This window comes from Amycolatopsis solani, from assembly GCF_033441515.1.
Taxonomy (GTDB): Bacteria; Actinomycetota; Actinomycetes; order Mycobacteriales; family Pseudonocardiaceae; genus Amycolatopsis; species Amycolatopsis solani.
The window spans coordinates 376,999-400,365 of the sequence record NZ_JAWQJT010000002.1 but is presented as its reverse complement, the minus strand read 5'-3'; the positions used below and the strand labels follow the sequence as shown (position 1 = coordinate 400,365).

General features: G+C 72.6%; 15 protein-coding genes. 3 read left to right on the top strand and 12 right to left on the bottom strand.

The annotated features are described in order from the left end of the window. Genes SD460_RS22550 through SD460_RS22505 form a run of 10 tightly spaced genes read right to left on the bottom strand, consistent with a single transcriptional unit; the run spans nt 1 to nt 10,653 of the window. The gene (locus tag SD460_RS22550) at nt 1-333 is read right to left on the bottom strand and encodes a hypothetical protein (RefSeq protein ID WP_290060886.1); all 333 of its coding nucleotides are present in this window, start codon (nt 331-333) and stop codon (nt 1-3) included. Next, nucleotides 333-2,345 (bottom strand): hypothetical protein, encoded by a 2,013-nt coding sequence (locus SD460_RS22545; RefSeq protein WP_318306688.1) that lies wholly within the window; start codon nt 2,343-2,345, stop codon nt 333-335. Before SD460_RS22545 ends, SD460_RS22550 begins: the two co-directional genes overlap by 1 nt. Continuing rightward, nucleotides 2,345-2,890: a hypothetical protein gene (locus SD460_RS22540; RefSeq protein WP_290060884.1), complete on the bottom strand. Its 546-nt coding sequence runs from the start codon at nt 2,888-2,890 to the stop codon at nt 2,345-2,347. The genes SD460_RS22545 and SD460_RS22540 overlap by 1 nt, the downstream gene beginning before the upstream one ends. An 11-nt stretch (nt 2,891-2,901) precedes the next feature. Then, nucleotides 2,902-3,393: a hypothetical protein gene (locus SD460_RS22535; protein WP_160697030.1), complete on the bottom strand. Its 492-nt coding sequence runs from the start codon at nt 3,391-3,393 to the stop codon at nt 2,902-2,904. Beyond that, the gene (locus SD460_RS22530; RefSeq protein ID WP_290060883.1) at nt 3,390-5,303 is read right to left on the bottom strand and encodes a hypothetical protein; all 1,914 of its coding nucleotides are present in this window, start codon (nt 5,301-5,303) and stop codon (nt 3,390-3,392) included. Before SD460_RS22530 ends, SD460_RS22535 begins: the two co-directional genes overlap by 4 nt. Continuing rightward, the gene (locus SD460_RS22525; protein WP_318306687.1) at nt 5,300-7,966 is read right to left on the bottom strand and encodes a hypothetical protein; all 2,667 of its coding nucleotides are present in this window, start codon (nt 7,964-7,966) and stop codon (nt 5,300-5,302) included. Before SD460_RS22525 ends, SD460_RS22530 begins: the two co-directional genes overlap by 4 nt. Then, on the bottom strand, nt 7,963-8,157 hold the full coding sequence (locus SD460_RS22520) for a hypothetical protein (RefSeq protein ID WP_290063086.1): 195 nt from the start codon (nt 8,155-8,157) through the stop codon (nt 7,963-7,965). Before SD460_RS22520 ends, SD460_RS22525 begins: the two co-directional genes overlap by 4 nt. Nucleotides 8,158-8,169: 12 nt before the next feature. Continuing rightward, a complete protein-coding gene (locus SD460_RS22515; RefSeq protein WP_290063087.1) occupies nt 8,170-8,631 on the bottom strand; it encodes a hypothetical protein in 462 nt (153 codons plus the stop codon). Nucleotides 8,632-8,644: 13 nt separating this feature from the next. Continuing rightward, nucleotides 8,645-9,841 carry a hypothetical protein gene (locus tag SD460_RS22510; protein WP_318306686.1) on the bottom strand — a complete coding sequence of 399 codons (1,197 nt, stop codon included), beginning with the start codon at nt 9,839-9,841 and terminating at the stop codon, nt 8,645-8,647. 59 nt (nt 9,842-9,900) lie between these two features. Beyond that, nucleotides 9,901-10,653, bottom strand: a complete 753-nt coding sequence (locus SD460_RS22505; protein ID WP_318306685.1) for a hypothetical protein — start codon at nt 10,651-10,653, stop codon at nt 9,901-9,903. A gap of 110 nt (nt 10,654-10,763) precedes the next feature. Here SD460_RS22505 and SD460_RS22500 point away from each other — a divergent pair, with 110 nt between their 5' ends. From SD460_RS22500 to SD460_RS22490, 3 genes are all read left to right on the top strand, one after another. Next, nucleotides 10,764-13,640, top strand: coding sequence for an AfsR/SARP family transcriptional regulator (locus tag SD460_RS22500; RefSeq protein ID WP_318306684.1), 2,877 nt, complete (start codon nt 10,764-10,766; stop codon nt 13,638-13,640). Nucleotides 13,641-13,887: 247 nt separating this feature from the next. After that, nucleotides 13,888-15,861, top strand: coding sequence for a hypothetical protein (locus tag SD460_RS22495; RefSeq protein ID WP_318306683.1), 1,974 nt, complete (start codon nt 13,888-13,890; stop codon nt 15,859-15,861). A 2-nt stretch (nt 15,862-15,863) separates the two neighbouring features. Continuing rightward, entirely contained in the window at nt 15,864-17,405 is a 1,542-nt protein-coding gene (locus SD460_RS22490) for a hypothetical protein (protein WP_290059194.1), read from the top strand. 75 nt (nt 17,406-17,480) lie between these two features. On the opposite strand, the gene SD460_RS22485 is transcribed toward SD460_RS22490, so the two are convergent. Beyond that, nucleotides 17,481-19,313: an OmpL47-type beta-barrel domain-containing protein gene (locus SD460_RS22485; protein WP_290059195.1), complete on the bottom strand. Its 1,833-nt coding sequence runs from the start codon at nt 19,311-19,313 to the stop codon at nt 17,481-17,483. A gap of 97 nt (nt 19,314-19,410) precedes the next feature. Next, the gene (locus SD460_RS22480) at nt 19,411-23,358 is read right to left on the bottom strand and encodes a ThuA domain-containing protein (protein WP_318306682.1); all 3,948 of its coding nucleotides are present in this window, start codon (nt 23,356-23,358) and stop codon (nt 19,411-19,413) included. Between the last annotated feature and the right edge of the window lie 9 nt (nt 23,359-23,367).

Genomic DNA, 23,367 nt, shown 5'->3' with positions numbered 1-23,367 from the left:
TCACGAGGTGGTGAGCACGGATTGCCCGGCGGCGACCTTCACGGGGGTGGCCGAGGGCAGGGAGTTCGCGGTCAGGGAATCGAGCAGGACCGGGGCGCCGCCCACGGTCAGCCGGGCGGCGCGGCCCGAATCCGGTGGCGCGGGCAGGGTGCTCGCGCACGTGCCCGGCGGACTCGGTGCGCCGCAGTTCGCGTACGGCTTGTCGAGGACTCCGGCGAACAGCACGGCTTTCCCGCCCGCGAGGACGAGCCGCCCGTCGCTGACCGCGAGCAGGGACACGGCCCCGTGGTGGTCGCACTCGACCGAGCCGTTTTCGGTGACGGGGAAGGCCATCAGCTCACGTCCATCGTGCCGCCGTCGAGCTTCACCCGGACGTCCTTGGTGTTCAGCTCGATCTTGTCCTCGGCGTCGAAGGTGATCGACTTCGCGCTGATCGTGACGCTGCCGTCGGCCTTCAGCACGATCCGCGAGGCCCCGTCGCCGGCCCGGCTCTCGATGAGCACGCTGCCGTTCCCGAGGTCGTCGTCGGGCGCCGGCCGGGCCGGGACCCGGGTGAGCTCGTCGGTCACCCGCAGCACGAACCGCGCGGTCTCGATGACGCGGGTGCCGTCGCCGTCGACCAGGTCGTGGCTCGCGAGGCCGTCGTCCGGCAGCTGCTTGTCCGGGTCCTGCAAGCGCTCCCGTTCTTCGATCCCCACGGGCAGCGCCAGCCAGTAGTCCCCCGGCCGGGCGTCCGGGCCCGCGTCCGGCGGCCACAGCGCCCCGACGTCGACGAAGTCCGCCGAGCTGCCGCCGACGTTCGCCAGCACCACCCGGGTGCCCGGGTAACGCGGCAGCACGAGGCCGTAGCTGCCCCACGCGAACGGCGTCACGTAGGGCACCTGGGTCAGTTCCGCGTGCGCGTCGGCGGTGATCTTGGTGCGCTGCGCCGCCTGCGGCCGGCCGTCCGGTGCCGCGTCGGAGTGCCAGACCTCGCTGGTGTGCCTGGGGGTGTCCGGGGACACGGCGTGGTCGTGGATCACCGCGGGCCGCGACCGGGTCACCCCGAACGTCCGCTCGATCCGGTCCCCGATGACGTCGCCCATCGTGCTCGCCACGCCCTGCGCGCTGTCGGCGAACGGCACGCCGGACGGCCGGGCCCGCCGGGCGTCCTTCGCCGTGCCGGGCGTGATCTCGTCCCACCCGTCGTCGCCGCCGGCCAGCACGACCGCGCGGATCGTCGTGAGGAACCCCCGTTCCCGCGAAATCTCATGGCGCACCTCGATGATCCGGCACACCGACGCGTCGGCGTCCGGGTCGGCGACCCCGGCGGGCAGGTTGGGCACCGACGTCAGCAGCGTCGCGCCGAGGCTCGGCGGCTCGGTGACGACGAAGTCCTCCGGCGGCAGCACCGGGGACACGAGGTCGCCCGGCTTCAGGTCCGGGCGGCCCAGCGCGGTCACGGCGAAGGTGCGCCGCGGCGGCCGCGGGCCGAACACCCCCGGCGGGATCCGCGTGTCCCGCGGCAGGTCGGCGCCGCGTTCGACGGCGAGCAGCCCGCTCTCGTCGTCCATCGGCCGCTCGCCGTCCAGCCGCGGGGTGGTGGTCCCGTTCTCGGTCCACTTGCCCAGGTGCACGGTTCCGTCGCGGATGACGGCCGTTTCCTGGCCGTAGAGCCCGAGCGCGGCCTGCACCTGCGTGCTCAGCTCGAGCATGGCGGCCAGCGCGGTCCCCGGCGGGACGGCGGCGTAGTCGCGCACCCCCGGCGTGGGCAGCGCCCGCCCGAGCCCGTGGCCGACCACCGGCACGCCGTCGCCCGCCACGTTCTCGATCGCGACCTGGAGCCCGTTCGCGTCCGAGCGCGCGGCGAAGCAGCGGCCCTCGACGCGGCGCTCGGCCAGCCGGGCCACCACCCGCTCCCGGCCCTTCGCCACGACCTCCATCCGCCGCTGGCCGGGCCGCCGCCAGAGCCGGTCCACCCGCAGCTCGGCGACCAGGCTGCCCTCCGGCGGGACCGGGGTGGTCGCCGACAGCGGGTTGTCCAGCCCGGTGAACTTCGCGAGCCCGCCGAGCACCCCGGTCGGCGCGTCCTTCCACCACAGGTGCAGCGAGGCGTCCAGCGGGGTCCCAGCCGCGAGGCTGATCTTCCGGTAGTCCTCCGCGGTCATGCCCTCGACGGAGATCTCGTAGCTGCCCCCGGTCAGGCCCGCCGGCAGCGCCGCGGTCACCGTGCCGGCGTAGGTGTCGCTGCCGATCGTGCACAGCTCGGTGCCGCGGACGCCGTGCCGGAACACCAGGGCCCAGGCGGGCACCGTGCCGGGCACGACCTCGTGGCCGCGGCCGAAGGTGAAGCCCTTGAAGGCCATCACATCTCCTCACCCAGCTGCGACAGCAGCACCGGGACACCCGGATCGCCCACCGGGTGCGGCGGGCCCTCGTCCGGTGCCGGCGCGAGATCGCGCCAGCGCAGGGAAAGCCGGCTGCCGAACCGGCCGGGGCTGCGCAGCGAACCCGCGGTCAGCACGAGTTCGTCGACGGTCACCTCGACGGCGGCCGTCCCCGGCGCGCCGGTCAAGCGGACCGGGACCCCGGTCACCACCGGGACCGTCGCCCCGATCGCCCCGGTGACGACCAGGGTGAGCCGGGGCCACGCGGCGCCGTAATCGCGGAATGCCGTGCCGTCACCGGGGTCCGCGGTGGTGAACACGACGGCGGACGGGTCGGCGGCGAGCACCGCCCGCGCCACCCCGAGCGGCACCGCGAGCACGAGCGCGCGAGCGGCGTCGAGGTCGACGCGGACGGGCAGCCCGGCCGTCGACTCCTGCCGCACGACCTGGACGGCCGGGTCCGGCGGGGGCGCGGCGACGGCGGGCAGCGGGCGGCTGATCAGCGCGGGCAGAGTCCTGGACATCGTCGGCCCCCTCAGACCGGCAGCGCGTCGGTCAGGGCGCCGACACCGATCGACGAGACGTCGAGCAGCTTCGCGAGGCTGCCCGGGCGCGGCAGGTGCAGCAGCCGCAGCGACACGTCGAGGGTGTCCCGCCGCTGCGCGCTCTGCGAGAACGTCAGCGACTGGACGGCGAGGTCCGTCCGGATGGTCGCGGTGGTGATCAGCACCAGGCCGCTCTGCGTGCCGCCGGTGACCCGGGACAGCGCGGTGCCCTGCCTGCTGGACTCGGCCAGGTTCTCCAGCGCGACCTTCCAGGTGAAGCGCAGCGGGCCCAGGAGGACGGCGCTCAGCGACAGCGAATCGTCGTGGCTGACCACCGCGACCCGGCGCCGGGTTCCGCCGACCTGCGGCACGAAGTACGCCGAGTCGATCGACAGCTGGGTCACCGCCCACAGCGGCACCGGCACGATGCCGTCGGAGAGCACGGCGCTCGGCGTGTGCAGGTACGGTTCGAAGAAGCTCATCGTGTTTCCCCTCCGCGGGGTTCGGTGCCCGGCTTGCGCAGCCGTTCCTGGATCTCGGCGAACCGCGTGCGCAGGTCGGCGAAGTCGATCTTCATGTCGAGCAGGCGCTGCTGCAGGTAGCTCAGCTCGCCGCCGGCGTTCGTGATCACCCGCCGGACCCGGATGTCCGGGTGGTCGAGGAGCGCGGCGACTCTCGCCTGTCCTTCGGGTGTGGCGAGTTCCGCGGCCGAGAACCCCTGCAGCCGGTCGCGCGCCCTGCCGAGGCGGGTGACGGCGTCCGCCACCCCCGACGCTTCCCCGGTGAGCGGGTCCGGGAGGTCCCGCACGCGCTCGGTGAGGTCGACGACGTCCTTTTGCAGGTTCTTGCCGATGTTCTCCACCAGGCTGCTCACCTCGCCGAGCCCCGACTGCGACAGCGTTTTGTTGTCGCAGAGCCAGATTTCCCGGCTGCCCTTGACGAGCACGATGAAGTCGGTGCCGCCCACGGTGACGCCGATGTCCGGTGCCTTCAGCACGAGGACGTCCTTGCCCAGCTGGAACACCGCGCCGAATTCGCCGGCCATGCCGCGGATGTGCTTGCTCATGATCACGTCGCGGACGTAGACCTCCAGCGGCACCAGCGGCTTGCCCTCGGCCGCGTCCCGCGCCGCCTTCTCCAGCCAGGCGCCGGAGAGCTCGAGCAGGTGGTCGGGGTTGCGGGTGCCGAGGTCCCGCAGCAGCGCGGATCCCCGCAGCGCCTCGGCGACCTGCCCGGCCGGCGGCAGCCCGAGCGCGGCGACCTGGCGGTCCAGCCGCGCGGCCCGCGAGTGGGCGTCGGGCGAGCTGCCGGCCCCGGCTTCCACCGCCCGCCGTTCGGTCTCCCGCGCCCGGTTGAGCGCGATCAGCGCGCGTTCGAGGTCGGCCCGTTCGCCCGCGCCGAGGCCGTTCTCCGCGGTGAAGCGTTCCATTTCCGCCGCGCGCCACGGGACGGCGGTGCCCTGGGCCTCGCCGGGCCGTTCCTCCGCGAGGGCCATGGCCCGCACGAACTCGGGATCGACGGCGGCCACGCGGTCGAGCACGGCCCGCTCGCCGGCCGGCAGCAGGTGGTAGGCGGCCTGCACGTGGGCGTCGGGCGGGCGGGTGCCGCGCAGGGCACCGCCGAGCGCGTACCCCGTGTCGGGCGTGCGTGTCATGCCGATCGCCTCCGTCACCTGGGCCAGTTCCTGCGGCCGCAGGACGCCGTTCAGTTCCTCCAGCACCCGGATCGTCGCCCCGGGCCGGCCGGCCAGCGCGGCGTCCACTGTGGACCCGCGGAGGTGCCGGGCGCGCCGGATCGCCAGGCGCAGCGGTTCGGGCAGCGCGTCGATCCGCTGGTTCACCCGCCGGGTGGCCCACCGCGGCTGATCCACCGCCGTCCGGGGCAGCGGTTCCCGGGCGGCCGGCTGGGCGTCGAGGTCGGCGAACGGATCCCGCACCGGTTCCGGCAGGACTTCCGGCACTGTTCCCGGCAGTGCTTCCGGCGCGCTGCCGGGCACTTCGGGGACCGTGCGCAGCTGCCGCTGGGCCCAGACATCGGGCGGGAGCAGCTCCTTGCTGGTGTCGCGCAGCCGTTCCAGTGCCGAGCGCAGGCCGGCCAGCTCCTCGGTCCGCAGCTTCCGGCGGAAGGCCTTCCGGTAGTAGCCGTCGACCTCTTCGCGCAGCCTGCCGATCCGCTCGACCGCCGCGCCCATCTCGGTCACGTACCGCTCGCCGAGTCGCTCGAGGGCCCGCAGCACCGACCGGTCGAGGTGTTCGCCGACCACCTTCTCGGGGATGCCGGCTGCCTTCGAAATGCTCTCGACCGCCTCGCGCAGGTGCGGGAACTGCCGCACGCGCGCGCTCACCTGCGCCGCGGCCACGGCGTCGACGACGACCCGGGCGCGGCCGGTCACGATCCCGCTCCCGCGCTCGCGGCCACCGCGGCGGCCATCGTCCGCGTGGCGTGCCCGGCGATCTCGCCCTTCGGCACCGTGCCGCCGAGCCGGTACTCGGCCGCCACGGCTTCGGCGAATTCGCTCACCACCGCGGACAGCGCCAGGTTCAGCACGTACCCCGTGGTGAGCTGCGTGAGGAAGCTCTTGACGAAGTGCTCCGCGGTGATCGCCGCGAGGTGCCCGGCCACCTCCGTCAGCTTCCGCCGCAGCGCCGCCGACGTGACGGCGTTCAGCTCGCCCTTGGCCAGCGCCCGCGCGCCGGCGATCGCGTCACGCACCACGGTGGGCAGTTCCGGCGCGATGGCGAGGACGCCCTGCAGCCACGCCCCGGCCAGCTCCGCTTCGACCTGCGCGCGGGAGATGATGTCGTCGCCGCCGAGCAGCGACCGCTGGAGGTCGGCGTGCTCGTGCGCGGTGTGGATGCCCTCCGCGGCCTGGAACAGCCCGATCAAGAATGCCCCTTCGGGGAAGAACACGGCGAGCAGGGTGAGGCCGGCGAGCTCGAAGAACTCGCGGAACCGGGCCTTCGCGATCTCGTGCCCGGCCAGTGCGGCGAGGCCTTCGACGTAGATGTGCTCGTCGCCGAAGATCGACGGACCTTTCCCGCTCCGGGTGAACATCTTCCGCAGCCGCTCGCCTGCCAGGTCGTGCACGCCGGTCAGCCGGGTGTGCAGTTCGCTGCTGTCGTCCGGTTCGAAGCTCGCCAGCCCGTACGCGACCATCCGGTCTTCCCGGGCCTCCTCGGTCTTCTCCCGGTTGGTCCGCTGGATCTCGGCCAGCACGGCGAAGAACTCGCGGTCGACGGCGTCGGTCACCACCCGCCCGGCGGTCTCCGCGCCCAGGACGTCGAGCTGCCGCGCGGTGCGCAGCCGGCGCACCACGTCGGCGATGTCGGCGAGCTTCTCCAGGAACGGGTCCGTGAGCTGGGCGGTGGACCGCAGGTTCTTGACGTCGGCCTCGACCTCGTCGAGGGTGTGCCAGGCGCCGTGGGCGTCCTTGATCCGGTAGCCGGTGCGGAACGGGTCGAGGCCGGGGCGGTCCCGGCCGGGGAAGACCGGCGTGCGCACGACTTCGACCCCGTCGACCGACCGGTAGTTGTGCGCCGGCTCCGGTCCGAAGCGGACGGTGCTGTCGTTGATCGCCTTGGCACGGCGCAGCTTCTCGAGCATCCCGGTCAGTTCGGGCAGATCGGCGAGCAGGACCGTCAGGACGGCGCGGGTGGCGGGCAGCCAGTCGGTGCTCGCCAGCCGGTCGGCGATGTCGGACGCGCTCGTCGCGAGCCGCTCCAGCAGCGCGTCCTGGCAAGCGGCGACGAACAGCGACGCGACCACCTTGCGGCGCAGCGGGAAGTAGTCGCGGTGCAGGTAGCCCGCCCACTCCTCGGCGTGCCCGGCCAGCGGGCACGGCAGCTTCCGCGCCTTGTCGCGGGCGAGCACCGCCTTGGTGTAGGCGAAGAACAGGACGTTCACCGCTTCGAGGGCCCGCACGAGGTGGCGGAGCACGTCCTGGCGCGCCGCCGTGCCCACCAGCCACCCGAGGCCTTCGCTGCGCCGCATCACGACGGCGAGCGCGGCGAAGAGGAACGATCCGATGAACCGCGGCTTCGGCAGGACGAGCTCGGCGGCGATGGTGTCGATCAGGTCGCCGAACTCGCTTTCGTCCCAGTCGGACACCTCCAGCTCGTGCAGGTAGGGCCGGTCCGGGTCGGCGTTCCCGGCCGCGTCCGGGTCGTAGCGCAGCGGCTCGCAGTCGCTGCCGTACCGCGTGATCCGCGCGTCCGGCACCTCCTCGGCGAGCACGAGCACCGGCAGCCCGGCGCGGTCGGTCAGCCCCGCCCGCCCGGCGAACCAGGCGACCGGGACGTCGCCGGACCGGTACTCGTAGAGGGAGCCCTTCAGCCGGTAGCGCCGGGCACGGGCCGCCGCCCGCTCGGCGATCCGGTGTTCGGGCACGTCCGGGGTGGCGGCCCGCCAGATCCGGATCAGCGCCGCGGTCAGCGCCTTGCGGAAGGCGTCCTCGTCGGTGGTCTCGGCCACCAGGTGGAACGAGTCCGGGTGCCCGGCCGAGTAGCCGGGCACCGCCTCTGCGTCCCGCCCGTCCGGCGGCAGCACGAACCGGTTCAGCGCGGTGCTCCACGCCACGCCGAAGGACCCGTCGGCGCCGGCGTCGACGAACAGCATCACCGCGGCCCCACCGGAATCCGCCGCGATCACGAGCACGCGGGGCGGGCGGGTCTGGCCGCCGTACCGGACGGCGAGTGCGTCGAGCAGCTCGTCGGCGGTGGCGAACCGCCGCAGCCGGGTCGTCGTGCGCACCGGCGCCGGGCCCGGGGCGTTCGACGGCCGCAGCGTCGCCACAGCGGCCTGGACCGCGGCGTGCGCGCTGGCTTCCAGGTGCGCGGCGGCCCACGCCGGCACGGGCGCGCCGGAGAACCGCACGTTCACGTCGGGTGCCCGGGCGGACCACACGGCACCGTCGAGCGCGTCGGCCCGGCCGGCCCGCTCGGCAGTCCGGGCCGCGGCCGCGACGGCCGCTTCCCGCACCAGGTCCAGCACGTGGGTGTCCAGCGGATCGCCGGTCAGGTCCAGCCGGATCCGGACCGGCATCCGCACGGTCGTCATGTCAGCCCCTGCAACGCCGCGGTCAGCCGGTCCAGAGCCGTGGTCACCAGCTGGTCCGGGTCGTACGGCGCGACCACGCGCACCTCGATCTCCACCGGGAACTGGAACACGAGCTCGTCCGGCCCGGACTCGTCACCCTCGGACGGCAGGATGACGCCGCTGCCCTCGCCGGGAACCAGGTCGTCGAGCACGGATCTCCCCCTCTACAGCGCCGACTGCAGCGGACCGGACGTCTTGGCGCCGCCGGCGTCGGTGGCGTCCACGTGCATCGAGAAGCCGGAGAACGTCGCTTGCGGCGCGCCGGCCACCGTCGCCGCCGTGGGCGCGGCGCTCGTGATGACGCAGCGGCTGAGCACGATCGTGGAGAACGACCAGTCGTCGCCGCTGCGCTCCTGCATCGAGATGCTGAACTCGGTCGCGTTCAGCGCCAGCGCCGTCAGCTGCGCGGTGGCCGGGCCGATCGCGTTGACCGTCAGCGAAAAGGTCAGCGAGTACGGCTGGACCACCACGCCGACGTGCGTGCGTTCGATGCTGTGCAGCGGCTCGGCCGTGGTGGCGAACGTCGGCGTGAACGACTGGATCGGCGAGATCTCGTGGTCAACGCCCTTGTCGTCGGTGTAGCGCACGGCGAGGCGGGTGTTCCAGCTGGTTTCGGGACTCGACATGGTGGTCTCCTGCTCAGAACTGGGGGGCGAGGGTCACGTTGAGCCGGTGCACCGCGGGCCCGTACGTGATGCTGATGAGGACGGACACCTGCCGGGTCTGGCGGGCGGTGACCACCTGGGCCTGTTCGGCAGCGCTGCGCGCGCTTTCCGGCAGCGCGAGGATCGCCAGCAGCGGGATGGTGACGGAGAAGTCGTCGATCACCGCGCCCAGCTGCAACGGGCCGAGGATGCCTTCCACCCGCACGCGCACGGCGGTCAGGCCGGCCTTGGTGATGCGCGCGTCCCCCACCGTGCCGATCAGCCCGGCCCGCAGCCGGAACTCGAGGTCGTCGAGCACCCGGCAGATGTCGACGTAGTTGCGCGCGGGGTCGGACGAGAAGGTGCCGCCGTCGCCGAGGAACAGCCCGGTGCCGGGCACGAGCGCCGGGTCGATCAGCGGGATCGCGCCCTGGCCGGCCAGGCCGGTGACCTCCGCGGGCACGTACTGCTGGGTGACCGGGATGGTGAACCCGCGCACCTGCTTGAGCACGACGCTGGTGGCCGGGGCCTGGCCGGCGATCGCGCCCATCACGGCGGCGGCCGCGTCGGCGACCGGGTTCGGGCTCACCGTCTCGTCGGTGGTCGCACCGCGCGCGGCGACGAGGATCATCCGGCCGGTCGCGCTCTTCAGCGCGCCGTAGGAGTTGGCCGCCAGCACGGTGTCCACGTAGGTCGCGCTCCGGGGCGTGGCCGGGTCGATCATCGCGACCGCCATCCGCCGGTTGCCCGCCGCGGACATGTTCTCCACGTGCTCGGCCAGCGCGCGCAGCCCGGTCGCGGGCGTGCTGCCGGTGGTGGCCGCGCCGACGTTCGTCTCCCCCGCGAGGCAGACGAACGTGACGTCGTCCGCGGCCTCGAGCCCGGCGAGCGCGGCGGCGTAGTTGGCGGCCGCGGGCGTGCGGACGCCGTAGACCTTGGTCGGCCGCGGGTCCTGCGCGAGCACCAGGTCGAGGCTCTTGCTCAGCGCGGTCGCCGCGCCCGCCTTGCCGAACAGCGCGAGCGCGTCGGCGTGGCCGGTGACCACCAGCGGTGTCGACGCGGGCGCGGCGGCCCCGTCGGCGTTGCCCACGACGGCGACCACGCCGGGCGAGCGTTGCGCGGCCGGGACCAGCGCGCTGGTGTCGATGACGACGTCGACAAAGGGGAAAGCCGGTTGTACGAGGGTGGCCATACCGATCTCCGTACTGGGTTCGGGCGTGCTCGATGCGCGTTGGGCGCGGGACTTGGTGGTCATGTCGGCTCCGTGGTGGTGATGACGGCGACGCCCTGGCCGGCGAGCCAGCTCCGCGCGGCGCCCAGCCGGTCGGACCGCCGCTGCTCCGGCGGCACGCCGGTCCGCGCCCCCGGCCAGCCCGGGTCGTCGAACGCCGTGGCGGGCACGACCCAGCAGACGAGGCGGTCGAACCGGCGTTCCGGCGCCCCGGGCGGGGCGTCGGCGACGGCGTAGCGGGCCGCGCCGAGCCGGGCCGCCGGCGTCGCCCGCAACAGGTCCCGGGGGCTCGTGTCCGCGGCCGCGGCGACGAACGCCACGAGCACGGGCAGCGGGACCGGGGCCGGTGGCGGGTCCGCCCCCGGCGTGCCCATCGCCACGGTGGCGTCGAGCGCGACCGGATCGTCCACACCGGACTGTCGCGCGGTGACGTCCACAATGGTGCCGTCCAGCACCGCGGTGCGGACCACGACGGCCCCGGTCCACACCGCGTCGGCCGCGACGGGCGGGGCCTGCCCGGTGTCCCAGGACGCGGCGACCTCCCACGGCACCGGTTCCCCGGTCCGGCGGAACTGGGCCATCGCGGACACCCGGGGGTCGAGCGGCACCGCGAGGTCGAACCGGTCGAAGACGGCCGTCACCGGCTCGGTCACGAGCGCCGGGTCGAGGTCGTAGGCCACGGTGCCGATCGCGAGCAGCGCGTCGGCGGTCAGCACGGAAGCGCGGGCCGCCGGATCGGCGAGCCGCAGCACGATCTCGCTGTCGACGTCCATGGGCCCACCGTCGCAGGGCCGGTCGACAACCCGTCGACAACCGGTCGACAGCACCGAAGTTGGGCCGAACGGACCTGTATCCACCCCGGCTTCCGGCCCTCCTGAGAAAGGTGGGGAAGGACGACCCGAGCGAAACCCGCACGGCTCAGGGACCGGCAGGACCGGAGTTCCGCGTGCTCGGCGCGTTCGAGGTCCGGCTGCGCGGCCGGCCGCTCGACCTGGGCGGTCCCCGCATCCGCACGCTGCTCGCGCTGCTGATCGCGAACGCCGGGCGGGTGACCGGAGTGGACACCATGGCGGACGCGTTGTGGGACGTCGACGCCACTCCCGGCACCCCGCGGACGGTGCGGACCTACCTGTCGCGCGTGCGCCGCTCGCTGGCACCGGTCGCCGAAGCCCTCGGCACGGCCGACCTGATCGAGACCCGCGCGGCCGGGTACGCCCTGCGGCTGGCCCCCGAACTCGTCGACGCCCGCGAGTTCGAACGGCTGGTGACCGCCGGGAGAACCGCTTTGGCGGCCGGCGATCCCGTGACAGCGGCGGAGCAGTTGTCACGCGGTTTGGCGCTGTGGCGCGGTGACGCCTATGAGGACTTCGCCGGCTCCGTCGCGCTGCTGGCGGAAACGCGGCGGCTGCACGCTTTGCGGCTCGGCGCCGTCGAAGACCGCGTCGACGCCGACCTCGCCACCGGCGCGGGCGAGGCGCTGATCGGCGAGCTGACCGCGTTGAGCGAGCGGCACCCCGGCCACGAACGGCTGTGGGGCCAGCTGATGACGGCGCTGTACCGCGGGGGCCGCCAGGCGGACGCACTGGACGCGTTCTCCCGTGCGCGGACCGTGCTCGTCGACCAGTTCGGTTTGGACCCTTCGCCGCGCCTGACCGAAATTCACCGGCGCGTGCTCGACAACGACCCCCGGTTGCTGCCCGCCGCCACGGTTTCCGCCACCGGACCGGCCCGGCCGGTGGTGGCGGGCCGCAACGACCTCCCCGGCGACATCGCCGACTTCGCCGGCCGCGAGGCGGAGCTGTCCCGGCTGCTGTCCGCACGGGACGGTGTCGCGCACACCGCGCCGACGGCCGTCGTGATCGAGGCGATCGACGGGATGGCCGGCATCGGCAAGACGACGCTGGCCATCCACGCGGCGCACCGGCTCGCCGGGCAGTACGGCGACGCGCAGCTGTTCATCGACCTGCACGGGCACACCTCCGGCCAGGAACCGGTGACCCCGGCGGCGGCGCTGGACACCTTGCTGCGCGCGCTCGGCGTCGCGGCGGAGAAGATCCCGCTCGACCCGGAAGCCCGCGCGGCGTTGTGGCGGGCGGAACTCGCCGGCCGGTCGATGCTCGTCGTGCTGGACAACGCCGCGGACGCCGCCCAGGTCCGGCCGCTGCTGCCGGGCAGCGCGCGCACGCTGCTGCTGATCACCAGCAGGCGGCGGCTGATCGGCCTGGAGGCGGCGCACACCCTGTCACTGGACGTGCTGCCGGAGGCGACCGCCGTCGAACTGTTCGCGGGTGTGGTCGCCGACGACCGGCCGGCCGCCGAAGCCGCCGCCGTCCGCGACGTCGTCGCGCTGTGCGGGCACCTCCCGCTGGCCATCCGGATCGCGGCGGCGCGGCTGCGCACCCGGCCCGCGTGGACGGTGGCGCACCTGGCCGACCGGCTGCGCCAGGCGGGGCGGCCGCTGGCCGAGCTGTCGGCGGGCGATCGCAGTGTCGCGGCGGCGTTCGCGTTGTCCTACGGGCACCTGGACGTGGCGCAGCGGCGCATGTTCCGGCTGCTGGGCCTGAACCCGGGCCCCGACATCGACGTCCCCGCCGCCGCGGCGCTCGCGGCCGTCTCCCCCTTCGAAGCCGAGCGGCTGCTGGAAAGCCTCGTCGACGACCACCTGCTCCAGCAGCCGGTGACCGGCCGGTTCCGCTTCCACGACCTGGTCCGCCAGCACGCGCAGACCACCGCGCAGATCGAGGAGCCCGAACCGGAGCGCCGGGCGGCGCTGCGCCGGCTGGTCGGCTTCCACCTGCACACCGGCCACCGGGGCAGCCGCCTGCTCGACCAGCAGCACCCGCCGATCGACGTGGGCGAGCCACCGGAGGGCTGCGTCCCGGCCCCGCTGGCCGACGACGCGGCCGCGATGACCTGGTTCGACGTCAACCACCAGTGCGTCCTCGCCGCGCGCCAGGCGGCCGAGGACGCGGGCTGGGACACCTGCGTCTGGCAATTGGCGTGGACGCTCGACAACTTTCATTACCGCCGCGGCCACCTCCAGGCCAACATCACGTCGTGGCTGGCGGGCCTGGCCGCCGCGGAACGCCTGGAGGACCTCGCGGTGCAGGCCCGCGCGCACCGCCGCCTCGGCCTCGTCTACGGCCCGTTCGGGCAGCCGGCAGAGGCGTTGCACCACCTGAACCGGTCGTTGACGCTGGCCAAGGAAATCCGCGACACGCTCGGGCAGGCGGGCGTCCACTTCGTCCTGGCGCTGCACTGGACGCACGAGAAGGACGACGAGCGGGCGCTCGGCCACGCGTTCAGCGCACTCGACCTCTACCGCGGCTTGGCGGACGGGAAGTGGGAGGCCCGCGCGTTCAGCCTGATCGGCGCGTGCCTGAGCCGGCTGGGCCGCCACGACGAGGCTCGCGGCCACGCCGAGTCCGGGCTGGCCCTGTGCCGCGAACGCCACGACGTCTACGGCGAGGCCGACGCCCTCGACAGCCTGGCCACGATCGCGGCGGAGACCGGCCGCCCCGCCGAGTCGCTCGGCCAGTCCCACCAGGCGCTGTCGTTGTGGCGCCACCTGGACAACACCTACCGGCAGGCAGGCACGCTGGCGGTGATGGGGGACGCGTACCACGCCCTCGGCCGCGCGGACGAGGCGCGCGAGGCGTGGCAGCAGTCGATCGACCTGTACCGGGCGCGGGGTCTGCACCCGGCGGCGGACGAGGTGGAGAAGCGAGCGGCCAACTCGGGCTGCGTCCGCCGATCCTGACCCGGCGCCGGCCCGGGCTTGCCCCGCCCGGCGCTGACCCCGCCCGGCCCGGCCAACCCCGCCCCGCCCGCTCCCGCCCCGCCCGCTCCCGCCCGGCCCTCACCCCGAACGTAGTGAATGACTCATTCCTGTCGTCCGACGCCATGAATGAGTCATTCACGGCATCGCCGGACCCGCGTCGCGCCCGATCGGCCCAAGATTCGGCGTTCGCTCGTATCACGACCCCGCACCTCTTACTCTCAGTGTCGTGGACGGCATCGACAGTCTCCGGCACGCCATCGAAACGATCCCCATCCCCGGCGCCCCGCCCCGGCTGTCGCGGCAGGGGGCCGCCGTCGGGCTCGCGCTGCTCGACACCTCGCTGCGGCTCAACCACGTGCGGCGGCTGACCGAACGGCTCACCGTTGTCGAGCACGGGACCGCGCGGCGCAGCACCGAAGTCGACGTCAGCCTCAAGCTCCTCGACGAAGGGCAACGCCAGGCGACCGCGCAGCTGCAGGACCTCATCGGCCAGGAACACGGCGAGCGGGCCGCCTCCCGGCCGGCGCGGCAGCGGTCGCTCTGGGTGCCGCTGGCCCGGCTGCCGCGGCGGGACGTCTCCCCCATCGACGTCTTCGACAGCTCCGGCCAGAAGCTGCCGCGGCTCACCCAGCACGAGGCGTCGCGGCTGGTCGCCGCCGGGCTCTACCGGTTGCTGCGCGGGATCCTCGGCAGCGATGAGAACGCGCAGACCGCCAAGCATGAGCTCAACACCTTCCTGTTCCAGGTGCACGAACCGCGGTGGCTGATCCAGCAGGCGCTGCTGACGCTGCTCACCGAGCGGAACCACCCGGAGGAGGAGTTCGCGCTCGCCGCGGCCGGCGGCACGGTTCCCGGGTACGGGCGGCAGTGCCGGGAGCTGGCGCTCGGCATCCTCGACGGCTGCGCGGACCTGCTGGTGGAGTACGCCTACCTGCTGAACGTCGCCGTCCGGGACTACATGCTGGTGGTCGCCCTCGACGATTCCGTCGAGGAACACCGGCTCAGCTACGAAACGCCGTTGCACGTCGACGCGCGGCAGCCGGTCGCCAGGGAGCAGTGGCGGCGGCTGGCCGCCAGCCGGCGCGGGTACGTCGTGAACTACGAGACCATGATCCCCGCGACGCTGAAGTCCTACCACCTGGTGGCGAAGACCGCGCCGCAAGCCGAGATCTCCCGGATGTACCTGTCCACCGACGCCGATCAGCACCAGGTGGAAGGCCTCGCCGAGGACCTGGGGTCGCTCGCCGAACGGCAGGACGCCGCCCCGCTGCAGGAAGCCGACGGTGCCCGGCACAAGATCCTCGAGCTGCAGGCGCAGACCGTGCTGCGCGGGCTCGCGGACCTCCTGCGCCGCCGCAAGTGGGAGGCCGGCCAGTCCGGCGTCGAGCTTTCCCCGCGCAGCCTGCCCGCCTGCCACCGGCTGGCCGCGGCCGCCACCACGGGCGAGGCGGTGCGGACGGGCACCAACGAGCTCGACAACTCGCTGCGGCGGCACCCGGAGTTCACCGCCGCGAACCTGCGCGAAGCCGCGCGCGAGCTGACCGAGCGGGAGTTCGGGCAGGACCTCGTGCTGGTCAACGGGATCGCCGACAACGAAGCACGCGCGTACTGGCGCCGCTCCGGCGGCCGCGACCCGCGTGGCGACCACGTCCGGGTGCGCGCGACGCTCGTCCTCAAGGACTCCACGAAGTCCGGTCCGCTCAACGTGACGTTCTACGCGCTCGCCGTCGCGACGGTGTCGTTCGTGCTCGGGTGGCTGCTGGTCGGCAGCCCGTGGCCGTACGGCCGGGCGGCCACCGAGGCGCTGGGGCACATCGGCGACGGCCAGTCCGTGATCACGATGTTGCTGCTGCTGCCCGGTTTCCTCTACAGCCGCCTGTCGCTGCCGCCGCGGCGAACCGTGCTCGGCTACCTCGGGACGCTGCCGCAGGCGCTCGTCCAGCTGAGCATCGCGGCCATCGCCGCGTTCGCCGCGACCGTCGCGACGCAGAGCAAGGGCGAAGTCGTGCAGGTGGCGCTGACGGTCGCGGTGGCACTGCCGGTGCTCGCCGCGCTCGTGCTGTTCGGGCAGGCGTCCTGGCGCGAATCGGCGATCCCGCTCTCGCGCATCGGGGCGCCGCGGTGGGCGGGGTCGGGGGCCTGGGACCGCCGCCGTCCGCTGGAAGCCGACGTCCGGTTCGACTCTTCGGGGGGATGGTGAAGATGCGCAGCCAACGGGTGTCCGTGCGCAACGTCGCCGATCTCGCGCGCGCGGGCTTCGAAATCGCGCGGCAGCCGGTGACCAAAGTGGACTTCGAGGTGCACCACGCGATGGCCCGCCACGGCTACCTGCGCGACCTCGTCTCCACCGGCGCCGACAACACGGTCTTCCTGGAAACGCTGTGTTCGGCGACGAACGGCGCCGGCGTCGTGATCGGCACGCGCACCCGGAAACCGTTGGACGGCACCGAGATCGTCGAGCACGTCGACGGCAGGCGGCCGGCGGAACGCCCGCAGCAGAACGACGGCGGCTGGGTCTTCCACCAGACGACGTCCCCCAACCCGACGTTCATCTACGAGTCCGAGCAGCGGTTCGAGGGCCTGATCTCGATCGACCCGGCGGCCCGGGAGGTCTCCGAGTGGCACGGCCTGGCCGTGCGCGACCTGGTGCGGGAGATCTCCGACGCCGCGGCCGCCTTCATCGACGCGCCGCTGCTGTCGCTGCAGTGCCCGGCGCAGCTGCCGCTGGTCGTGAAGACCCGCAACCACGACCTGCGCACCCGCAAGGAGATCGCGTCGCCGTGCGCGTCGCTGGCGGTCCGCTTCGCGATCGCGCTGCGGGACGTGTCCGCGGCGGCGCGGTTCGAGCTGGCCGACCGCTTCCGCGAGCTGTGCGAGAAGCACGGTTACAGCTTCTGGCTCGCCGACACGCGCCCGGGCCACCGGCAGGGCAACTGGTTCGAGGTCTACCACGCCGACGGCGAGTTCTCCCCGCTGTACAACGGAGATCTCCGGTCCCGCCAGCGCATCGGCACGTGCCTGCCAGTGACGTTCGTCGGCCCGGCCCGCATCGGCTCGACGCACGCGATCGTGTCGTTCCTGCAGCGCTACCCGCAGGTGGGCGTGGTCGGCTGCGCGGGCACGACGCTGTCCGACGTGGCGTTCGTCCACCTGCAGCTGTCGATCCACGGCGTGGCTGCGGACCGGCTCAACCGCATCCTGGCCAAACTGCTCGCCGAGTCGTCGACCCCGGCGCGCCCCCAGAAGCTGCTGCGCGAGCTGTTCAAGCGGCTCGGCCTGCCCCCGGACCCCGAAGACGCGGCCCCGGCCTCGACCGACCCGACGGCCGATTACCAGACGTTCGCCGGCCCGGCGTTCGCCTACCGCCCGTTCCAGATGCCGGACTGCCTGGCGGTGTGGGTGTCGTGGGAGATCGCCCGCCAGCACCAGGGCCTGGCGGCCCCGCTCGACTGCCTGTACCGCGCACTGAGCCAGGTCGCTTCGGCGGGCGACCTGGCCACGGTGGAGTACCTCATCTGCCGCGCGACCGAGCAGTCGGTGATCCGCGGGAAGGCGAAGCTGGCGGTCCCGAAGACGGTCCTGCGCCAGTTCGCTTCGGGCGGGGCCGAGCTCCCGGCGTCGAAGCTGTGCGCGATGGTGGAGGAGGCGTGGAAGGCCCAGGTGGACCGCTCAGGAGTGGACGGCGTGAGCGAGCTGACGGTGGCCTGGCGCGAGTCCTGGCTCGGCCACTGGACCTACTCCTGACCCCCGCCCGCCGTCGTGAGTGATAAGTCGGGTTAGAACCCGACTTATCACTCACGACCAGCCGCGGCAGACTGCCTACAGGTGCTTCTTGACGTCCGGCTTGGCCTGCGGCTTGGCGCTGGTGGCCGGCGGGCCGCCGATGTCGGACTCGATCGCCGCCGTCACGATGCGGTTGCGGTCGCCCGACGACAGGACTCCGTTGCCCACCAGCTCCTGGGTCACCGCCTTCACGTGCTTCACGAACCGGTCGTGCGAGGCGTACTCCGCGTTCTCGTCGATGACGTCGTTGATCGTGCAGCCGTTGCCCGTGTCGATGTTCTCCACCTGACTGTCGACGCCGCCGATCACCACCGTGTCGCGGGTGTCCGAGTTCGGGCACGCGTCCGGGGGCGGTGGGGCCGCCACCACCGTGAACGCCCCCGACACCTCCGCCGACACGTTGCCGGCGACGTCCGTGGCCCGTGCTCGCACCGTGTGCGCACCCAGCGCCGGCACGGCCACCGGTGCCGAGTAGCGCGTCCACGCGCCACTGTCCAGTTTGTACTCCACCGACGCAACTCCGGACTCCGCGTCCGCAGCCGAGACGGAAACCGTCGCCGAGCCCACGTAGTTCCAGCCGCCGTCCTGCTTGCCGGTGACCTGCAGCGAAACCGAGGGCGCGGTGGTGTCCCCGCCCGCGATCACCGCGAACGACACCGATCCCTCGGCGGACGCGTTCCCGGCGACGTCCCGGGCGCGGTAGCCGACCGTGTGCGCGCCCACCGCCGTCACCGGAACCGGTGCCGAATACGCGGTCCACGCCCCGCTGTCCACTTTGTACTCCACCGCCGCGACCCCGGAACCCGCGTCCGAAGCCGTCACCGTCACGGTCGCCTTCCCGACGTAGTTGCCGTCCGCGTCCTGCGTCCCGGCGACCGAAGCCGTGACGACCGGCGCGGTCGTGTCCCGCTTGACCACCGTGAAGCTCGACATGCCCTCCGGCGAAGTGTTGCCCGCCGCGTCGGTGGCCCGGAAATGGAACATGTGCGCACCCGCCCCGGTCACCGCGACCGGCGCCGAATAGCGCGTCCACGCGCCGCCGTCCAGCTGGTACTCCACCGAAGCCACCGCGGAGTCGGCGTCGGTCGCCGTCAGCGAAACCGTGGCGACGTCGAGGTAGTTGCCCGCGGAATCCTTGTCCCCCGAGAGGGACGCCGTCACCGTCGGCGGGGTCGTGTCGCCCTGGCCCTCGACGATCGTGAAGTGTTCCATCCCCTCCTCGGACACGTTCCCGGCGACATCGGTCGCCCGGAAGTGGAACATGTGCATGCCGACCGCGGACACCACGACCGGCGCCGCGTACGTCGTCCAGGTGCCGCCGTCGAGCTGGTACTCGACCGACGCCACGCCCGATCCCGCGTCCGTCGCCGACAGCGTGACCGTGGCCGACTCGATGTAGTTGCCCGAGGGGTCCTTGTCCCCCGCCACCGCGGCGGTCACCACCGGCGGCGTCGTGTCGCCGGTGCCGTCGGAGACGACGAACTCCCCCACCATCGCCGTGTGGCCGGGGATCGTGCAGAAGTACCGGTACTTGCCCGGCGTCAGCGTCACGGTCGCTTCGTGCCGCCCGTTCTGCGGATCGAACGGGTTGGCCAGGATGTTGAGCGAGACGTCGTGGTTGTAGCCCGGCGTCGAGGTGTCGAACGTGAGGGTGTGCGACATCCCGGTCGTGTTGCCGGTGGCTTCGCTGTTCTCGAAGACGATGGTGGTCTCGCCGGGCAGCGCGCCGGTGGGCGCGGACGCGTATTCGGTGGTGCTGTTGTTGCCCGTCCAGGTCAGGGTCTGGATCGGCGCCGCCACCGCGGGGGTGGCCAGCCCGAGCACGGCCAGCAACCCGGCCAGCAGCACTGTGATCAGTCGTGGGGACATCGCCGGAAGACCTTCCTGAAGAGGGGGCCGCAGGAGGGTCGTGAGTGGTAAGTCGGGTTAGAACCCGACTTACCACTCACGACCAGCCACAGCGGAACTACAGCTGCCGCACCCGGATGTTGCGGAACTCGGTCAGGTCGTTGTCGCTGTGGTTCTGCAGCCCGATGAACCCGCTGACGAACTGCCGCAGGTCGGTCGGCGGGTCACCCGCGCGGGACGACTGCTGGCCCGGCGTGTTGTCGAACTCGTTGATCACCACGCCGTTGCGGATCATCGTGTAGTGCTGCCCGACGACCTTGATCTCGTACTCGTTCCAGGTCCCCTTCGGCCGCGCGCCCGCCTGGTCCAGCGTGCGCGGGTCGAAGTTGTAGACCGACCCGGTCTTCTGCGGCTCACCGGTGTCACCGTCGTAGATCTGGATCTCGTGACCGCAGTAGATGGCCACCCACGCCTGCGACGTCCGCGCCGAGCCGACCGTGCCGCAGCTGCCCGGCGGCCGCTGCTCCAGCGGCGTCCGCGGGTCCGGGAACCGGACGAACACGCCGCTGTTGGCCCGGAACCCGTCCGGTGCGATGTCCTTGAACTGGACCTTCACCGAGAAGTCGCCGAACTGCCGCTGGGCGTACCAGAGCATGCCCAGCCCACCCGCCGAGCGGATCGACCCGTCGGGTTGCAGCGTGAACTGGCCCGAAGGGGCCTGTTCCCACGCCCGCAGCGACGCGGCCGTGCCGTCGAACAGCGCCTCGTACCCCGTCGTGCCCGGCTTCCCGATCGGCGACGCTTCGGCCGCCGCGTTCAGCTCCGCCACTTCGGCGTCGTTGAGCACCCCGAGGTCCGACAGCGTCTCGGTGGCCTGCTCGACGTGGTTGACGAACGCCGCGTGCGTCGTCCACACGCCTTCGTCGTCGAGGAAGTCGTCGACCGTACAGCCACCGCCGGCGTTGCGGTTCACCACCTTCGTGATGCTGTCGCCCAAGGTCACCACCGGGCTCGGATCGGCCACCGCGCAGCCGACGTTGATCGCCGTCCGGGTGGTCACCGCCTCGCCGTTCGCGTAGGTCACGGTGAGCTTCGCGGTGAAGATCCCCGTGCGCGGGTAGGTGTGGCGCGGGTCGGCCTGGGTGGACACCGAGCCGTCGCCGAACTCCCAGCGGTAGGACACGCCGCCGGACTTCGAGCCGGTGAACGCCGCCGTCAGCGCCTTGTTCTGCACCATCGTCGACGTCGCCGCCGGCGCCGGGGTCGCCGCCCCGCCGGTGTAGCTGATCTTCAGCAGCTTCTGGTTGGCGTCCAGGGAGAAGAAGCCGTTGCCGTAGTCCAGGACGTACAGCGCGCCGTCCGGCCCGAACTTGGCGTCCATCCAGCTCTGCACCTTGGTGTCACCCGAGCCGCCCGGGATGATCTGCCGGAACGTCTCGGCGAACACCGGCGGCTGGTGCGTCGGCACGCCCGCCGGGTCGACGGTCACCGCGACCCGGTTCTGGGAGTTGGACTCGTCGCCGATGAACCACTTGTTCTCCCAGTACGACGGCCACGCGACGCCGCTGTTCGTGTTGACCAGCGAGCGGTGGTAAGTCGGCCCGGACATCACGGCCTGACCACCACCACGCAGGTACGGCTGGGTGTAAGTGGCGTCCGCCGCGTTGTACGTCGGGATCGACGAGCCCGGCCGCTTCGGGAAGACCGGGCCACCGCCGTCGGGCGAGTACCAGATCATGTTGTCCTTGATCGGCGGCAGGTTCACCAGGCCGGTGTTGCGCGGCGAGGTGTTCACCGGGTTGTCGCAGTCGTACCAGCCGGTCAGCTCCGCGGCGTTGGTGCTGCTGCGGTCGCGGTAGGGCTGCCGGTTGCCCATGCAGTACGGCCAGCCGTGGTTGCCCGCCTCGGTGATGATCGTCGCCGTCTCGTACTTCGCCGGCCCGAGCTCCGGGCTCGGCGAAGACGCGTCGGGGCCGACCCAGCCCGCGGTCATCCAGTTGTGCACCGGGTCGATCTGCAGCCGCGAGATGTTGCGGACGCCCATCACGTAGATCTCCGGGCGCGTCTTGTCCGCCGGCCCGTTCGGGAACAGGTTGCCCGCCGGGATGGTGTAGGTCCCGTTGGCCTCCGGGTGGATGCGCAGGATCTTGCCGCCGAGGTCGTTGGTGTTGCCGGCCGTGCGGCGCGCGTCCTGGAACGAAAGGCCCTTGTAGTCGAGTGTCCAGTTGTTGCCCGAGTAGCCGTTCGAGCCGCCCGAGGAGTTGTTGTCCCCGGACCCGATGTAGAGGTTGCCGTCCTTGTCGAACGCCATCCCGCCACCGGCGTGGCAGCAGCTGTGGATCTGGACGTCCCACGACAGCAGGTCCTTGCGCGTGGCCTGGTCGAGCGTCTGCGCGGTGAGGTTGTAGGTGAACCGCGAGACCGTGCGCTTGCCGATCCGCTTGTCGCGGTCGATCGACTCGTGCGGCATCCAGTAGGCGTACATGTACCCGTTCTCGGCGAACTTCGGGTCCAGCGTCAGCCCGAGCAGGCCTTCTTCGTTCTTGACGAGCTCGTCGCCGCTGCCCCGGTTGCCCATCACGCGCAACGTCGTGAGCAGCTTGGGCTTCTTGGTGACCGGGTCCCACTGGTGGATCGTGCCGCAGCCGAGCCCGACGTTCGGGTCGTCCCAGCTGACGACCGGGCCGGTCGGGCAGGCCGCCTTGCCGATGTAGAACACCTTGCCGTCGGGGGCGATGGTGAGCCCGTGCGGCTCGCCGATCTGGTCGAGCTGCCCGGTCGCGTTCTTGCCGGTCAGCCGCTCGATCTTGTAGTTCGCGGCGATCCCGGCCTGGCAGTCGCCGCGGACCATCCCGGTCGTCCAGCGCAGCGCGCCGAGCAGGTGCTTCCGGAACTGGTCTTCGCCGTAGGACCCTTCGGTGCGGCCCATGCCGGTGTAGAAGGACCGGCCGCCGTCGTAGTCGCGGCACCAGGAGATCGGGTGGAACGCGCCGTTCGCGCCGACCCCCGGGGTGTAGCCCTTCTCCTCGACCTGCGCGACCGTGTGGACGGTGCCGACCGGGTTGGTCTCCCAGTTGAGCCACCGGTCGGTGCGCGTCCAGTTCTGCGGCAGCCCGGCGGTGGCCGGGTGCTGCGCGTCGAGGACGTCGACGACGGCCTGCTGCGGCGCCGGTTCGGGCGGCGGCGGAGTCGTCGAGGTGTCCTTGAACAGCTTGAGGTCGGCGAGCTGGATGAGCGGCTCACCCGCGTTCGCGGTGATGTTCAGCCGGTAGTTCGGGTAGACCGTGGTGTTGGCGAAGGTGAAGGTCCGGGTCTGGAACCTTTCCTGGAACACCTCGTTCGTGCGCGTGTCCAGGTCGACCCAGGTGCTCCCGTCGGCCGAACCCTGCAGGGTCCAGTTCTTCGGGTCGCGGCCGGGGAAGTCGTTGGCCGACACCAGCGAGTAGCTGCTGACCGCGACCGGGGTGGCCATCTTGTAGGCCGCCCAGCCGGTGTTCGCGAACGTCAGCCACTTCGTGTTTTCGTTGTTGTCGGCCAGTTTCTCCTTGGTTTCGTTCGGCGGGTTCTCCGCGCTCGCGGTCACCGTCGCCACCGCTTCGGGTGTCGGCCGGGCCCCGACCGGGCGCGCCCCGATCAGGCCGGTGAACCACTGGGACGAGTCCTGCGCGCGGGCGGCGTCGGAGATGCCGAGGAACCCGCCGCCGGCCTTCATGTACGCCTGCAGCGCGCCTTCCTGGTCACGGCTGAGCGTGACGCCCTGCGCGGACAGGTAGACGACCCCGCGGTACTTCGCGAGGTTGGCGTTGGTGAACACGGCCGGGTCCGAGGACGCCGTCACCGTGATGCCGTTGTCGGTGCCCAGCCGCGCGATGGCGTCCGCCGCGCGCAGCACCGGGTCCTTCTGGTCCGCCGCCGCGCCGTGGAAGACCAGCACGTTGACGGGCACGTTCACCACGGCGGGCGCGGCCTGCGCCACCGGCGTCGTGATCAGCGGGGCACCGGCCGCGAGGACCGAGCCGATGGCGAGCACGAGCGCCCCGCGCCTTCCGAACCACCGTTTTCTCATAGCTCCCGT